Annotated in this window: 17 protein-coding genes, 1 tRNA gene and 1 pseudogene; 5 read left to right on the forward strand and 14 right to left on the reverse strand. The window is 62.7% G+C overall.

Annotated features, from left to right (window positions below):
* Positions 1 to 48: 48 nt before the first annotated feature.
* The 7 genes and pseudogenes from BJ6T_RS34815 to BJ6T_RS34835 all read right to left on the reverse strand — a co-directional run bounded on the left by BJ6T_RS34815 (position 49) and on the right by BJ6T_RS34835 (position 4,971).
* Positions 49 to 249 (reverse strand): hypothetical protein, encoded by a 201-nt coding sequence (locus tag BJ6T_RS34815; RefSeq protein WP_014497279.1) that lies wholly within the window; start codon positions 247 to 249, stop codon positions 49 to 51.
* Positions 250 to 387: 138 nt separating this feature from the next.
* The gene (locus BJ6T_RS34820) at positions 388 to 807 is read right to left on the reverse strand and encodes a hypothetical protein (RefSeq protein ID WP_028170149.1); all 420 of its coding nucleotides are present in this window, start codon (positions 805 to 807) and stop codon (positions 388 to 390) included.
* Between the two features lie 140 nt (positions 808 to 947).
* The gene (locus BJ6T_RS34825) at positions 948 to 2,141 is read right to left on the reverse strand and encodes an MFS transporter (protein WP_014497281.1); all 1,194 of its coding nucleotides are present in this window, start codon (positions 2,139 to 2,141) and stop codon (positions 948 to 950) included.
* A gap of 51 nt (positions 2,142 to 2,192) precedes the next feature.
* The gene (locus tag BJ6T_RS34830; RefSeq protein ID WP_039228468.1) at positions 2,193 to 2,813 is read right to left on the reverse strand and encodes a TetR/AcrR family transcriptional regulator; all 621 of its coding nucleotides are present in this window, start codon (positions 2,811 to 2,813) and stop codon (positions 2,193 to 2,195) included.
* Between the two features lie 1,060 nt (positions 2,814 to 3,873).
* A pseudogene (locus tag BJ6T_RS48685) lies at positions 3,874 to 4,055 on the reverse strand (SOS response-associated peptidase); the annotation flags it as partial.
* A 198-nt stretch (positions 4,056 to 4,253) separates the two neighbouring features.
* Entirely contained in the window at positions 4,254 to 4,460 is a 207-nt protein-coding gene (locus BJ6T_RS46240; RefSeq protein ID WP_141379574.1) for a hypothetical protein, read from the reverse strand.
* A complete protein-coding gene (locus BJ6T_RS34835; RefSeq protein ID WP_014497283.1) occupies positions 4,444 to 4,971 on the reverse strand; it encodes a hypothetical protein in 528 nt (175 codons plus the stop codon). The genes BJ6T_RS46240 and BJ6T_RS34835 overlap by 17 nt, the downstream gene beginning before the upstream one ends.
* Before the next feature lie 257 nt (positions 4,972 to 5,228).
* Between BJ6T_RS34835 and BJ6T_RS34840 the strand changes: the two genes are divergently transcribed.
* Entirely contained in the window at positions 5,229 to 6,782 is a 1,554-nt protein-coding gene (locus BJ6T_RS34840) for a winged helix-turn-helix domain-containing tetratricopeptide repeat protein (RefSeq protein WP_014497284.1), read from the forward strand.
* Between the two features lie 476 nt (positions 6,783 to 7,258).
* On the opposite strand, the gene BJ6T_RS34850 is transcribed toward BJ6T_RS34840, so the two are convergent.
* The 5 genes from BJ6T_RS34850 to BJ6T_RS34865 all read right to left on the reverse strand — a co-directional run bounded on the left by BJ6T_RS34850 (position 7,259) and on the right by BJ6T_RS34865 (position 11,048).
* Entirely contained in the window at positions 7,259 to 7,642 is a 384-nt protein-coding gene (locus tag BJ6T_RS34850; protein ID WP_014497285.1) for a universal stress protein, read from the reverse strand.
* A 703-nt stretch (positions 7,643 to 8,345) separates the two neighbouring features.
* Positions 8,346 to 8,534, reverse strand: coding sequence for a hypothetical protein (locus BJ6T_RS34855; protein WP_225895061.1), 189 nt, complete (start codon positions 8,532 to 8,534; stop codon positions 8,346 to 8,348).
* Positions 8,535 to 9,613: 1,079 nt separating this feature from the next.
* Positions 9,614 to 9,751 (reverse strand): ParB N-terminal domain-containing protein, encoded by a 138-nt coding sequence (locus tag BJ6T_RS47635; protein ID WP_240537926.1) that lies wholly within the window; start codon positions 9,749 to 9,751, stop codon positions 9,614 to 9,616.
* A complete protein-coding gene (locus BJ6T_RS49285) occupies positions 9,748 to 9,876 on the reverse strand; it encodes a hypothetical protein (protein WP_259228086.1) in 129 nt (42 codons plus the stop codon). The genes BJ6T_RS47635 and BJ6T_RS49285 overlap by 4 nt, the downstream gene beginning before the upstream one ends.
* Before the next feature lie 638 nt (positions 9,877 to 10,514).
* Positions 10,515 to 11,048, reverse strand: a complete 534-nt coding sequence (locus tag BJ6T_RS34865; protein WP_225895062.1) for a hypothetical protein — start codon at positions 11,046 to 11,048, stop codon at positions 10,515 to 10,517.
* 786 nt (positions 11,049 to 11,834) lie between these two features.
* On the opposite strand from BJ6T_RS34865, the gene BJ6T_RS34870 reads away from it, so the two are divergent.
* The 3 genes from BJ6T_RS34870 to BJ6T_RS34880 all read left to right on the forward strand — a co-directional run bounded on the left by BJ6T_RS34870 (position 11,835) and on the right by BJ6T_RS34880 (position 12,980).
* The gene (locus BJ6T_RS34870; protein ID WP_370151206.1) at positions 11,835 to 12,014 is read left to right on the forward strand and encodes a hypothetical protein; all 180 of its coding nucleotides are present in this window, start codon (positions 11,835 to 11,837) and stop codon (positions 12,012 to 12,014) included.
* A 211-nt stretch (positions 12,015 to 12,225) separates the two neighbouring features.
* The gene (locus BJ6T_RS34875) at positions 12,226 to 12,450 is read left to right on the forward strand and encodes a hypothetical protein (protein WP_014497292.1); all 225 of its coding nucleotides are present in this window, start codon (positions 12,226 to 12,228) and stop codon (positions 12,448 to 12,450) included.
* Between the two features lie 203 nt (positions 12,451 to 12,653).
* The gene (locus BJ6T_RS34880) at positions 12,654 to 12,980 is read left to right on the forward strand and encodes a hypothetical protein (RefSeq protein ID WP_014497293.1); all 327 of its coding nucleotides are present in this window, start codon (positions 12,654 to 12,656) and stop codon (positions 12,978 to 12,980) included.
* Positions 12,981 to 13,041: 61 nt separating this feature from the next.
* Here BJ6T_RS34880 and BJ6T_RS34885 read toward each other — a convergent pair whose 3' ends face one another.
* Positions 13,042 to 13,266: a hypothetical protein gene (locus BJ6T_RS34885; protein WP_014497294.1), complete on the reverse strand. Its 225-nt coding sequence runs from the start codon at positions 13,264 to 13,266 to the stop codon at positions 13,042 to 13,044.
* A 735-nt stretch (positions 13,267 to 14,001) separates the two neighbouring features.
* A tRNA-Pro gene (locus BJ6T_RS34895) sits at positions 14,002 to 14,078 on the reverse strand.
* Between the two features lie 68 nt (positions 14,079 to 14,146).
* Between BJ6T_RS34895 and BJ6T_RS34900 the strand changes: the two genes are divergently transcribed.
* The gene (locus tag BJ6T_RS34900; RefSeq protein WP_014497295.1) at positions 14,147 to 15,136 is read left to right on the forward strand and encodes an L-threonylcarbamoyladenylate synthase; all 990 of its coding nucleotides are present in this window, start codon (positions 14,147 to 14,149) and stop codon (positions 15,134 to 15,136) included.
* The last annotated feature ends 54 nt before the right edge of the window (positions 15,137 to 15,190 follow it).

A 15,190-nucleotide genomic window follows, 5' to 3' on the forward strand; every position in this document is an offset into this window, starting at 1 on the left:
TCGTTCGCGCCGTTCGTCATCGATACGAATACCTGTGATGGTTAACGATCAGGCAGCGCGCTGGACGGCGGCGTAATCCGCGCGCGCGGCGAAATAGGCTTCCAGCTCCGACAGCGCCCGCGCTTCCCACTCGCTCGCCTGCTCCAGAAGCGACCAGCTCTGGCCCGGGCGGAATGCAGCGGTCTGGCGATAGAGCGATGCGATGCCGCGATAGCGGCGCACGTTCTCAAAGATGGCGTGACCGTTCATGTTCAAAACTCCCTCGTCATTCCCGGGGGAGAAATTGCGGCCAAATCTTTTTCGAAAAGTTAGCGGCGCGCACGAAGCTCGCGGATGGTTGCCGGACTGTTGCGCCGGCGCAACGCGCCGCTTCCGCGCGAAGCGGATTTACTGCGAATTCGTTGCCGTGCTCTCGCCCGAGGGCTTCAACCCGCCGCGGCTGATCATGGCCATCGTCTCGCGGCAGAGATCGGCAAGGCCGATCAAGAGCACCGCGAGCAGGCAGAACAGGTTGATGGAATCCGCGCCCGCGCTGGAGAGCGGCATGAACTGGAAGAATGGCGGGATGAACGCCCACCACACCAGCGGGACGGTGAGCAGCGCGGCGAACGCCGCTGCCGGCGCGCCCGCGATGATTCCGAGCACGAACAGGCTGGGCAGGAACGCCGCGAAATAGAGCTTTGCGCCGAACGCGACGCAGACGCCTTGAAGCGCGGCCGACATGGCGACGACGACAAATCCGAGCAGAAACGCCTGCCACGACCATGGCCGTACTCGCGGTACGCCAACCAGTCCCGCACGCCTCATCAGCCTCCCCCTGCCGCCCATTAACCGGGCTCGCTTGCGACCAAAGTACTACAGCCGCAGGGAAACCGCGAGACGGAAATCGCACGGTGCTGCGCTGCGTATCCCGGGCTTGGTAAACGGCCGCGGGCACGATCGTACCGCTACTCTGTCGCCGCATAGAGCAAGCCCGCGACGGGCAGAGCAAGGCCAATGGCCGACGCCAGCGCCCAGCCGCCTTGCGCGAAGGCCCAGGCGCCGACCGCAGAGCCGGCTGCGCCGGCGGCGAAGAACGTCGCCATATAGAGGCCGTTGAGACGGCTGCGGTGCTCATGCCCGAGCACGAAAATGGCGCGGAAGCCGAGCACGACGTTCCCCTGGACACCGATATCGATGGCGATCGCGGCCACGACCAGGCAGGCGAGATTCAGCGTCGAGCCGGCCGCGCCGATATAGGTCACCAGGAAGCCGGCGGCCGCGAGCAGCATGGCGACCAGCGTCGCGATGCGGCTATGGCCGCGATCGGCGAGCCGTCCCGCGATCGGGGCGGCGAACACGCCGGCGACGCCGGCGAGCGCGAACAGCGCGATGCCGCGCTGGGAGAAGCCGAATTCGCTGGCGAGCTGGAGTGGCGCCACCGTCCAGAACAGGGTGAAGGCGCCGAACAGGCTCGCCTGATAGAGCGCGCGGCGCCGGAGCAGCGGCGTGGTCCGGGCCAGATGCGGCATCGACAGCAGCAGCGTGCCGTAATGCATGCGCGCGACCGGCTTGCGCTTGGGCAGCGTCGTCCACAGCACCGCCGCGAGCACGATCATCAGCGCGGCGGAGATGAAGAACACCGCGTGCCATGACAGCGCTGCCGTGACGAAGCTCGACACCGGCCGCGCCAGCATGATGCCCAGCATCAATCCGGTCGAGACGTTGCCGACGACGCGGCCGCGAATGGCTTCCGGCGCAAGGTGCGCCGCGTAGGGAATGATGATCTGCACGGCGACCGAGCCGAGGCCGATGAACAGCGCGGCGATCAGGAACGGCAACGCGTGCGTGGCGAACGCGGCGGCGAGCAGCGAAGCCGCGCCGAGCGTGATGACGGAGCAGATCAGCGCGCGGTTCTCGACGAGGTCGCCGAGCGGCACGATGAAGAGGAGCCCCACGCCGTAGCCGATCTGCGTCATGGTGACGATCAGTCCGGCCGCCGCATGCGAGAGGCCGAGCGCGGCGCTGATCGGGGCGATCAGCGGCTGGGCGTAGTAGATGTTGGCGGCGACCATGCCACAGGCCGCGGCAAGCACGAAGGTCAGTCGCTGCGACACCGCATCCGGCCCGGGTGCGGTCTCGATCGTGGCATTCATCGTCATTCCAACAGACTCCAGATATCGGGAATGATCATTCCCTAATATGACATAAATTCAGGCGAGCAGTTTCATCGCGACGCCGACCAGGCGCTCGCCGTCGAGCGGCAGGCGCGCCTTGCCGACGACGCGCATTCCCTGCGTGATGCAGATCATCAGCCGCGCGGTGTCGTCGGTCGCAACATGGGCGGGAATCGAGCCATCGGCCTGGCCCTCGCGAATGAGGCCGGCGATGAAGGCCTCGTTGGTCTCGAGCTGGGCGTTGACGCGGGCGCGGACGTCCGGATCGAGCGCGGCGAGCTCGACCGCGCCGCCGACCACGATGCAGCCGCGACGGCCCTCGATCCCCTGGGAGTGCTCGACATAGGACAGCAACATATGGCGCAGTCGCTCGCGACCGTTGGCGCCGCGCGCGGCCGCGCTGCGGGTCTGCTCCCGGCGCACCGTGGCATAGCGCTCGAAAGCGGCCAGGAACACGGCCTGCTTGTCGCGAAACGCCTTGTAGACGCTGCCGGTGGCAAGCCGCATCGCGGCGGTCAGGTCGCCGATCGAGGTGGCATGATAACCTCGCTCGCAAAATACGCGTACGGCGCGGTCAAGCGCGGTGTCCATGTCGAATTCCCGGGGACGGCCGGGTGGACGGGCGGCAGGCTCGGGACGGCGCGCGGCTTTTTGCATTGTGGGATAATAGGGAATGATTGTTCCCGAATCAAGGCACGGAGTTGTGATGGGGATAGGCGGGATGAGGGATGTATCGCGGAACGTCCAGCTCTCGTCGCGGCTCTGCAGCGCACCGCCAACGTGGCGCTGCGCTCGCAATGACGGAGCAAGGGTCATCGGCGTCGTCCTCCAAGTACCACTGTCATTCCCCGCGAAGCGGGGAATCCAGTACGCCGCGGCGTCTCGGCTCAATCACAGCCGTCTCTGGAATACTGGATCGCCCGGTCCCGGCTTCGCCAAGGGCTTCGCCGGGCACCTCGGTATTGGGCCGGCGAAGCGTCGGCGAAGACGGCAAGCCGGGCGACGACAGTGAGTGCCTGGTCGCAGACACACCTTCGCATCCTCGCAGCGCATTTCGCCCGAGCTTTGCCTGGTCACTCCACCCTCGAAGCCAAGAGGGCGCAGGGAAGGCCGGGTGCTGACCTCGCACCCGCGGTCCGCTGCGCGAAAGGTAGCGCAAGGAAACCGCACAGCAGCATACAGGTGGTGCCAATCACTCGGCCTTCCCTGCGCAGTGGTTGGACGGCTTATGCCGTGCTCTCCCGGGAGCCGAATTCCCTCTGGCCTCCCTCGTCCTTGCGAAAGTCACCAGCACCGCGCCGGTTGACGCGACTGCCGCATTCGCAAAGCACTTGACCGTAGCAACGACGGCCAGGACCACACGGTTTTGCCGTACGCACGGCCCGCCATTTCGCCGCAGTTTTCCCAGCCCTGTCGACGGAGCCGGAAACTTACAGACGAGACGAAGCCTAGCAGCGCCGCTCATCCGGCACGAAGTCTTGGGCTCACGGAGAGCAATCCGCCCTGCCCCTGACCTCTCGCGCCCGACGCTGCCGCGTCCACCGCAAGCCCGGCTCGCGACGGTGACGACACAAGATCGCCCCTCTTGGTGAGCCGGGATGGGCGACACATACGTCATTTCCGAATTTCGGTAAAGTGGAATATTCTTGCAGGCGCGGCTTGACACCGGCGCAGCTCGGAATGACCCGGTGTTTTGCCCGACGGCCGGGGCCGGCGGCGTGACTGGCGGCACGCCTGTGCGGAGTGGCGGCGGCATGCCCCACCGCATCAACACCATCCTGCGTCTGTGTTGCGGACGACCGGCGCAGGATAGTCGGGAAACACGCCGGCCATCGATGCGAGGTTGCCGACGTATCGGTTGGCGACGCGCAACAGTGCGGCGATCGCTACCTCGCGCACCGGGCAGGATAGATGCCATCAAAACGGTGTCAGCAATGCCGCTTTAGCCACACTTACCGGTGAGGACCTGATCTTGAAACATAGGAGAGTACGTCATGCCGCCGAGCGTTCAGCCGCGAAATCATGTTGGCGAACTGAACGAGAGAAAAAATTGCGAGGAATTCCAAAATCATTTCGAAAAGCCTCCGGGTTCGAAAATTAGCTGTCGTAAAACACGCCCCAGCCCGGAGACCGCAAATCTAAAACTGTTTGTTGCGGCGTAAACGCAAAATGGAACAGTTCAACGATGAAACAATAAATCAGTTGCTTTTCGGCAACAGCATGAGGAGATTGCAGTGTTCTCGAAAACACGCTGTCATTGCCGCCGATCGCCACCGTCGCGCCAGCATCATCCGTACCGTTCATCGAGTGGCGGCTCGCCGCACTTGTCGGTCATCTCCTGACCGACGCGAGCGATTTCGGTGCGCACCTCGAACACGACGCGATCGATGCTGCGACGGATAGCAAGATCGCCGCGCGGCGCACACCGCGAAGGCATGCTCGACAACGCAGTCAGGGTGACGCCAGCGATGGCGTCGACCAGGGCGTCGACATCGATCCGACGCACAAGTTCGCGCTTCTTCTCCATCAGCCGGAGTTGCAGCATCTCGGTCTTGACCCTGACGTGATCGGCATCAGCCTCACTGCGCGGCGATTGCCGCCGCTCGCGCCGCAAGTAGCGGGGGTAGGCAACGCGGCTCTGGTCGAGCGGGAAGCCGTCACCTTGCCGCTGTATCACGCCTTCGGCTTCGAGCTTGTCGATGTAGGCCCGGCTGCAATCGAGGTGCAGCGCCAGTGCCGACGCGCTGACGATCTCGGTCTTTCTGGGTCGCGGTCGAGGGACAGCCTTGGTGGCGGGCGCGACGGTCTCGGTCATCAGCGTCATTCCTATTGCGTCGCGGTAGGATAGCTCACTTCCGCTTTCGGCGGCAGAGCAGACCATGCACGGACTTGCCGCTGGCCAACCCGGTCGCGAATGACCAAAACCGGAGGCTGGGCTCCGCTGCATCACATGAGATGCCACGGCTCAAACCCGCTCAACCATCGGTTTACATGTTTCATGCCAGCGGCTTATCCTTTGGGTGCGCGAAGATGCCTTCCTGCGAAGGGAGGACACCGTAAGGGGTTCGCAACTTGCGCTATCGCTTCGAGGAATTCGCATTTGACATCGACCGACGCGAACTGCATCGCGGGGCAGAGGTCGTTTCCATTACACCGCAGGTGTTCGATCTGCTCGAATACCTGCTCCGAAACAGGGAGCGCGTCGTCAGCAAGGACGACCTTATCAACGCCGTCTGGAGCGGCCGCATCGTATCCGATGCCGCACTTACGACACGCTTGAATGCCGCGCGAAGTGCAATTGGCGACAGTGGAGAGGAGCAGCGCCTCATCAAGACGCTTCCGCGCAAGGGCTTCCGTTTCGTCGGACAGGTGCAGGAGACGCGAGAAGTTGCGGCCTCAAATCCGGGTGAAGTCGCGCCCGAGAGCGCTCCTGCGCTTCCCGACAGGCCCTCCATCGCCGTGTTGCCGTTCGAGAACATGAGCGACGATCCCGAACAGGAGTATTTTGCGGACGGAATGGTTGAGGAGATCATCACCGCGCTTTCGCGGTTCAAATGGCTGTTCGTGATCGCCCGCAATTCCAGCTTTACCTACAAGAGCAAGGCGGTGAACGTGAAGCAGGTCGGGCATGAGCTGGGCGTGCGCTATATCCTTGAGGGGTCTGTGCGCAAGGCCGCGGGGAAAGTTCGCATCGCAGGGCAGTTGATTGACGCGGTGACCGGCGCGCACATCTGGGCGGATCGGTTCGAGCGCGACCTGACAGACGTTTTCGCGCTTCAGGACGAAGTGACGGTCGCCGTTGTCTCAGCTATCGAGCCAAAATTGGTTCAAACGGAAATCGCAATGGCGGCGCGGCGCCGACCGGAGAACCTCACCGCCTATGATTTTTATCTCCGCGCTCTGCCGCTGTCTTACCTGGCGACCCGCGAAGGGTTGGCCGACGCGATCAGGTTGGCTCACCGCGCCTTGGAACTGCACCCTCGGTTCGGCGGTGCCGCGGCTCTCGCAGGTCTCTGTCACATGCGAAACGTCCTTTTCGGCTATGCTGACGATCCCCAATTCGACCGCAGGGAAGCCGTTCGGCTTTCTCGCTTGGCATTGAGCGTCGACGATAGTGATCCAGATACGTTAGCAGCGGCTGCTGTAATCTCGTCGTTCATGATTGGCGATTGTGAAAGTGAGATCGAAATGGCTGACCGGGCAGTCGCGCTCAATCCCAATTCATTTGGCGCATGGTCCGCCAGAGGCTGGGTCTGTAGAGCTGCGGGGTTACCGCAGGAAGCGGTCCAGAGCTTCGAACGTGCCATTCGCGTGAACCCAATAGACCCGCTGCTACATTCGTCGTTTGTCGGGATGGGCATAGCCTTGATCGAGCTTCGCCGCTTTGACGAGGCCATCGTCGCAGGCAAGAAAGCCCAACGCCAGAAATCCTCCTATTGGCCAGCTTACTGCTGTCTCGCGTCCGCTTTCGCCCATCTCGGGCGCGAGGCTGAGGCCCGTGAGTTGGTGGCGCGTCTGCTTGAGTTCGATCCCGCCTTTACAATATCAGCGTTCATCGTGCGGGGCGGGCAATCAAACGCGAAGCTGTTGATCGAGGGCCTTCGGAAAGCGGGCTTGCCCGAATGAACCTTGCTCGCGGCATCACGAATTAGAATGCAACTGCAACCACGGGTTTTCTCGAGCGAGATTGCCTCGAGGGGAGCGGTCGCGCGGTCCCCGCGCTTTGGGGCGCTCTCCAAAGGACCCTGCCGACCGATTGCGGAGGGACCGCTACAACTTCACACGCCCGGATAGCGTCACGCGCCGCACGTCATCACGATCACGAAAACTGCCAAGTTTACCTGTTCCGTTAATTTTTCATTAACCGGGTCCGCGCACCATCGATCCCGTTCTGAGGGGACACTGCGTCGCTTCTTGTCTTGTCGCCACGCATCGTCACCACGACGCGACCGTGCGTCAGCATCAAGCGCACGACCCTCACCAATCCCTCCCGCTGGTTTCCGGCGCGGACTTTGGCCGCCATGGACGCATAGCGGACCATGCCCGGACGAGCCGCTGGCCAACCCGCTCGCGAGTGACCCATCTTCGAGCGGCCTGCACATTCACCGACAAACCAGTACGGGGGTTTTCGCGTAGGTCAGCACCTTGTTTGTCACACTGCCGATCAGAAGCATGGGAAGTCCGCTGAGCCCATGCGATGACATTACAATGAGATCGCAGCCTTTTTCCTCGGCTGTTGCGATGATGGCTTCATGAGGTGGCACGTTCTCCAGCTGAATTGTCTCGCAGGAAACGCCAGCCTCCTTGGCCGCATTTGCCGCGCAATCCAACACGCTCGCAAAGTCGCCCGTCACTGCAAGAAGCGAGTCCACAGCGTAGATTACGGAGACCTTGGCTCCAACGGATTTCGCCAACGCCAACCCATGCGCAACCCCACGCCCCGCTAGCTTCGACCCATCTGTCGGAATGAGAATATGCCGGTACATGCTTCACCTCCCGATTGTCTGGACGTATCGCTGAGCCCGTCACATCGGCGTTGTGCGAGCCACCGCGCGGGCGTGTCACCATTACACCGGGCAGAGCGGCGAACCCCGTGCGCTCCTCGATCTCAGAACGAGAACACCACGATTGCCGCGAGCACCGTCGAGCCGATGCCAGACAGCACGATCAGAGTCACAAACAACCGGTCAGCCACAACACCACCCTACCACTTGCGCGTTTTGCGAGCATACATCCCCTGCGTGAGGCCTGCACTGTCATGAACTGGAACACGGTCGTCAGATCGTGGGGCGGATGTTCCTAAGTAGTGGGCCGCCGATAACTCCCTGCAATTCCCGGCGGCCCCTGTTGGTCACTCCCAATGCCTCTGCCCAATGACAGTAGGCGTGACCGCCCATTGAGGGCGAGCATACTCACCGAGGGGGACGGGGGGATTGATCTCAATCAATCGTCGCCGGAGGCCCTAGGAAGGCCGTCCGGCGCCCCGGGGCGGCAGGGCTGCAGAGCTTAGGTTCGCAATTGCTTTAGTTGAGCTTCGATGATGCACCGCTGGCCGCCATGGTGAACCTCCCGATGGTGGGAGGGGCAGAGGCACGCGACGTCACGGCAAGCCGCCGAGAATTACGCCAAACCGCCGCGCTGAACTTCGGCCATCGAATGACCAATTGCGCGGGCCCCGCCACCGATCTATCAGGTCTGCCTCTTCACGATTTCAAATCCCTTTGCCTGCAATTCCAGAAGTATGCCCTGTGCTAAGTGCGAGCACTCTTCGGGCTTGATCCAGTGCGGACTTCTCCAATCCGGGTCGTCTTCCTTTGGGTAACTGGTGAAGGCGGAGCGAATGGCGGCTTCGATCACGTCGATGGGATTGTCCGACATCTGCATCCCTCACGCATTTGGCGAAATAGATCAAAATCCCGGGAATTAAAGAACAAGCCCAGCCGGACACTCACCCGGCGGCCCTCTCCGTTCAGAAGAACGTCACCGCCATCATTGGTTTGATCTAGGTCAACGTTGTGCCCTTGGGCTCAGGCACGTGAACAGCTTTGTAGAAGAGAGTTAGAGATGAACTGGCTCAGCCCCTTGTTCGGCATTGCAATCGCGTTGTCTGGTCAAGATGCATTCGCCAAGAACCGGTTGACCGACCCCGTTAAGATTGCACGAGAATGCAAAAGCGATGTGGAGCGCTTGTGCAAAGGACTTCGGCCCGGTGGCCATCGCATCATACGCTGCCTCAAGGCGCGAGTTGCCGAATTGTCGCCCGCGTGCTCGGCCGCACTTAGGTCGACGGAATAACGGAGGCCAAGGCGATCCGCGTCTAAACAAGGGAGGGGGGCCCCTCACTGCCATCGCGTCACAAGTGGAGCATGCCGATGTGGGTCCTGATGTACGTCTTCTCCTACTCAGTCAGCCCGGCCGCCACCAACGACAGAGCGGAATGGCGTCTCCTTCCGACTGTGGTGTTTCAAGAGTTCTCGAACGAAGAACGATGCAGGGCGGCGAAGTCGGCGCTTGAAAGAAGTTTAGGGGACGCCGGAGCCAAGCTGAGAAGTGGTCTAGAAGACTTGAAGACCATCGGGAAGGCTGACCCAGCACAGATTATCATTGCCTACAATGTGGAATGTCTTCCCAAATGACGGCGGTAGCCACCGCTATGCCAAGATCCATGGCACCGATCATCGGCCCTGGCTCACTCGATTGTTGGCGCGGCGCCCCACCAAGGTCGCCGCCACCATCGGCGTACCGACCTTTGTATACCGGATCGCACTAAATCATCGCATTGGCAGAACGCCGTCAACGAGTTTGATCCGAACCGTGGCAGGGGCAAAGGGCGGCGACGGCGGAGCCGCGATCAGGCACACGATGCAGGGCAAGTGAACGAGACATTATCGGCCGTCGAGCGGCTTAGGCTGAGTGCCGAAGAGAACTTCCATAATGCTTGAAGAAGTTATCAAGCTTCACTGGTTCGCCGGTATGTCGCCAGAACAGTTTTTACCAAGGCTGGCCGCCACCGCGAGGCGGTGGTGGCCGCCGATTAGAGTATGGTCATCGGATGCTGTGGCGATGATCTCGCCGTCTTCGTCCACGATGATCATTTGCTGCCTCCAATCCAGCGCGCGGTCAGCGCCGCCGCGATGGTGCGCAATCCATCTAACCTCGCGCCGATCCCGGCGTTCCAATCCGCGAAGATCACTGCTTCCGTATTCGACGTCTCGATCATATCTTGCTTCATGCACGCGAGCTACTACGGGCGCTGCACCGGGACGATGAGCGGAGATGAAGACCTATCGACCCACTACGCTCTAGCCAAGCTACTTAGCTGCCCCCGTCGTAACTCCTGGCGCCGGCGTAACTCCGCGCCGCACTTCGCGCGCCTCACGGCGACCCTCGCGGCGCACTTGGCGCGCGTCACGGCGACCCTCGCGGCGTTCGTGGCGCCCCTCACGTCGATCTTGACGCCTTTCCATGCCAACGGTCTGCGCCTCCGCGTCAGGGACCATCAGCACGGTCGGGAACGCGGCAATTGCAGTCGCCAAGCCCAAAGAAGAAAGAAGCTTCCGTCGAGAGATCATGACTGCCTCCCTCACTGGACTGCCCCAAGATTAGAAGTTTACTCGCTCTGCCCGTCCTCGTCTTGATCTATGTCATTGGACGGATGCGCTCACATCGGCCATCCCCGATTGCACGGCATCAGTTCGACCTCGCCCCTGTCATCACACAGGGACATCCATCGACAGCGCCGGGAATGCGAAAGCATCTTGTCGCCGGCGGGGGGACCACTGGCGCGGCCTTCCCGTTGAGGCGATCTATGAGTTGGCACCTCAGCCGCTGACTAAGTCCCAACGCAAAGCTCTAGTTTCACCAGCCCCAGCCGCCGCCGTAGTAGCGCGGAAACAGCGTTGGCCGCCCAGTGACGTAGCTGCGGTTGGCGTAGCCGCCGCCGTAATAGCTGGCAGGGTAGCCAGCGGCGTAAGCGTCGTAGTAGCCGCCAGTGCCATAGCCGCCGTAGTAGCGCGGGAACAGCGTTGGCCGTCCGGTGACGTAGCTGCGGTTGGCGTAGCCGCCGTAATAGCCTGGGTATCCGCCATAACTGCCATAGTAGCTGCCAGGGTAGCCCCAACTAGTGCCTGCGTAAGGGCCGCCGCCGTAGTACGCAGCGGTTCCAATCGCACCGGCGGCCAAGCCAGCACCGACTACACCGGCACCGTATCCATATGCAGCGCGCCGGTATTGTCGTCGCGCAACTCCTGCAACGCTCAGGGGCGTAAACGGGCGACCGACCCGCGCCTGAGCGCTCTCGACAGACAGCGAGACGCCATGCTGTTCAGACCAACCGAACGAGAGCAGTGCTGCGGCCGCGACGGTCGAGGTTGCAATTGCAAGCTTCCCCATATTCATCGGCTTCATGGATTTTCTCCATTACTGCCTGCCCTGATCCTATCCGTGCGCCTTTTGGCTAACGTGACCCTTGCGCCAGATCAAAATTCTCGGGAAAGCTCGCCGGGAGCGGCAGAGCTACAGGACACCGGGCGGGCCGCGCCAGCGCACGGGCGATCCCCCCTTACGTCACACCTTTGTAGGTTGATAGGTAGGCCAACCGCTTGGCCGCCTCAGTGATTTCGGCCGGTGAGTTGATCCCTAGCTTTAGAAGCAACCGGGTTCGCTGCTCTGCAACGCGCTCGCGCGGTCTCCGAACCGCCCAGCTATCTCATGGCAGGACCGGCTGAACCAGGATCACCAATTCGTCGTCTTTTACAATCGTGCGAGCGGACGAGTGTCCTATGGCCTGCGGGCGCGCGCGATCATCTGTCCGAGTGGACCGCCGGTAACTCTCTGCAATTCCCGGCGGCCCCTGTCGGTCACTCCCAATGCCTCTGCCCAATGACAGTAGGCGTGACCGCCCATTGAGGCTCAGCATACCGAGCGAGTATGACGGGTGAAATTGATCTCGATCAATTGTCCCCCAGAGGCGGCAGACGTCAGCACCAAACAGCCCGGCAGGCCTTCGCCCTCGGCCGACGCGCTGGCACTCTCCTTGCTGCTCGTCCGCCAATCCCTCAGACCCGCAGTGGGTCTGTTTCATAGTGAGGCGATCCCATGCAATCGACGTCCCGTTTCGAAGCGACCATCCCGACACAGCTCCACGTCCTGATCTCCGATCTGCGTTGGCGCACGCAAATGCTCGACGCCGACATTCTGGAGGAAGAGCGGAGGGCCGGAATCTCCGATCCAAACAATCTCGCCTACCCGATGCTCGCGCAGAATCTCAGAGCCCGGCGCGACAATATCCAGGTAAGCATCGCGATCCTGGAAAGCCGCATCGAAAAGCGATCAACCGGGTGGCCGAGCGCCGCCTGACGCGGATCGTGCCGGGCCCGGCCAGGCCACGCGACGGCATATGCAGAAGGGCGCGGACAATGGGCGATAGCTCTGTCCGCGCCGGCCAGCGCGCAGGAACCCGCGTTGCCCTTTTGCAACGGTTCCCCACTGTCTGAAGCCGGACAAAACAAACTCCCATTCCAGCCACGAACCCCGCTCACAACGCCGTGAGACTAGCAGGGGAACTACGATGCGTGCACAGCGCGTTTGGAAAGTGAATGGGGCCGCCAGCATCGGGCAGCTCCAATCGAGACTGGACGACCTCAACAAGCGTCTCGGTCAGCTCGAAAGCCAGCGTCCGGAGAGCTGGAAGCTCGAAGAACTGAGATCCAGCGCGCTCAGGCTGTCGCGCGAGATCGACGACATCCGCTGCGCCGAGGCGACGGCGGCATTGAGCGAGCTCTTGCGGAAGTAGAGATTCCGGGCGATTCGAGCGACGCGCTAGGAACCAACCTTCCTCGCCGCCATTGCCATGCAGAGCATGGAGCAAAATCATGACCAGGCACCTGACGCGAGCCCATCTCGCGCGCGGGGTGGCCGGCGCGGTGTCCACGCTGGTCCTGTGCGCGACGGCGGCATTCACCATCGCGCACCACTTCGCGCTGTGAGGGATTTCGCATGACGTCCGATCCCGAGGAATCGGTGAGGCTGCAAGGTTTTGGCGAGATGACGTTGCGCACCGCCGTCGCGACGCTGATGGCGCTCGCGCCGCGCGAGCGATCCGACGCCGCCATCTTCCGCGTCCGCGACGGCGTGCGTTTGGCCTCGAGCGAGATCGCCGAACTTGCCTCCGACTGGGGCATGACAGCAATGGCTGAAGTCAGGTCTCCAAGCCTCGTCCCGGACCAGCACTGGCCGGACATCGTTCGCGGCATGGTGCGCGAGGCGCCACTGCCGGCACTGATGGTGGCGTTCCTGGTGGGCGTGCTGGTGGCGCGGCGGTAGTCCGCCGACCTACCGACCATCGGCCCGCGAATGCAGGGCCATGCCGCACCGGGCGCCGGATTTACATCTGCCAGACGGTCGCCTCTTCGTGAGTCCACGCGGCGTAGAGTGCGCGGATCTCCTTCAGGCGCTCGTGGTAGCCGGGCGGATGACCGGCCTTGACGTACCGGGCCTGAACACGAAGAGACCAGCGGGACATGGAGGCGCCGAGCCGCTGCGCCACCACCCACGCAACCCCGGCGACGACAGCAATGACAATGCCGTAGGCGATTATCTCGGGCAACATTCCAAACCCTTCAATCAAAGGGATGCAACTAATGCGAGTGGAGCGTTGCTGTCTATCGGTACTTGTACGGACCGCTGACCGGCGTCGATAGACTTGCGACAGTGCCGCCCCGCAGCGCGGCCCTTTGTTCTGCGCCTATGGGTACCGCGTTCGAATTCTGCCTGCCGAGCGCCGCCAATGCGGTGAACAGGCTGACCGCCGCAGCGTAGCTGCTGAGCATCTTTGAGAAGCCATTGAAGAGGCGAGCGGACAGACGCTGCGCTTGCGCCCAAACCTCACCTGCGCAACCGGTATAAGTCATTGCGCATTGACGATTCTGTGCTGAGAATCCGCGTTTTTCCTCGCGTCGCATTCGAGGTACCGAGTCCGAGGCCCCCGTCGATGACTTCATCGGCTCAGCACCTGATTTGGCCTTGCTGAATGAGGTCTTCGAAGACCTGAAAGTGCATGCGAGCGAGCAGCGTTGCCCATTAACGGAACGAAGCTGGGTCGGAGTGCGGGACGTCGAAAACGCTCGTTGACGGAAGGCCACAAGTCGATTCGGGCCTACGGACAACTAACTCGAACGCTCTGGGGGGGGATTCGTGCGTCAAAACGTTTGGCGTTTGCGCACCGCGAAGTTCGATGCCAAATAGCGCCGCGAACAATCCACGAACTTTGACACCCGCGCACCCTGCGTAGTACGGAACATCGCGGGACGTAAAAACTAGGGGAAGCGCAAATCCCTGAAATTCTTGGTCGGAGTGGCAGGATTCGAACCTGCGACCCCTGCGTCCCGAACGCAGTGCTCTACCGGGCTGAGCCACACTCCGACAAGAAGGCGGCTTATAGCGTCGGGTTTGACGCACCGCAAGCGGCCGGTATGAGGAATTTTGTCCCTGTGAAAACGGGTCTTGAAACGTCGATTTTACCGGCCGGCGCGGCCGGCGCGGAAGCTGCCGCCCGGATTTTGGCCGCCGGCGGGCTGGTCGCGTTTCCGACCGAGACGGTCTATGGGCTCGGCGCGGACGCCGCCAATGCCACCGCGATCGCCCATCTCTACGCCGCCAAGGGGCGGCCGGCCTTCAACCCGCTGATCGCCCATGTCGCCGACCTCGCCGCCGCGCGGCGGATCGGGCGGTTCGATGCGCGTGCGTTGAGGCTTGCGGAAGCGTTCTGGCCGGGGCCGCTGACGCTGGTGGTGCCGAAGACGGACGACTGCCCGGTGGCCGAGTTGGCCACCGCCGGGCTCGACACGGTCGCGATCCGCATTCCCGCCCATCCGGTGGCGGAGGCGATCCTGCGCGCCTTCGGCGGGGCCGTGGTGGCGCCGTCCGCCAACATCTCCGGCCATGTCTCGCCGACGCTGGCAGCCCATGTCGAAAGCGACCTTGCCGGGCGGATCGACCTGATCGTGGACGGCGGGCCGGTTACGGTCGGCGTCGAATCGACCATTGTCGGCTGCTTCGATGCCCCGATGCTGCTCCGCCCCGGCGGGCTGTCGCGCGAGCGGATCGAGGCCGTGCTCGGCGTAGCCTTGGCGCGGCCACCTGTAGAGGCCGAGAGCGACGACAGCCAGCCGCTGGCGCCGGGCATGCTGGCCTCGCATTACGCGCCGCGCGCCAGCGTGCGGCTCAATGCGCGTGATGTGGCCACGGGCGAAGCACTGCTGGCGTTCGGACCCGATCGCCTGCCGGGCCTGGAGGCCGCCGCCGCCGTCATGAATTTGTCGCCCGCGGCCGATCTCGATGAAGCCGCCACCAATCTGTTCGGCTATCTTCGCGCCCTCGATGCGAAGAGCCCGCGAGCGATCGCAGTGATGGCGGTGCCGGAAGAAGGACTTGGCGAGGCCATCAACGACCGGCTGCGCCGGGCCGCGGTCGCCCGATAGCGCATGATCCGGAAAAGTGTGCAGCGGTTTTCCGATAAGATCATGCGCAAGAGA

Origin of the sequence: Bradyrhizobium japonicum USDA 6, from assembly GCF_000284375.1 — a bacterium.
GTDB classification, from domain to species: Bacteria; Pseudomonadota; Alphaproteobacteria; order Rhizobiales; family Xanthobacteraceae; genus Bradyrhizobium; species Bradyrhizobium japonicum.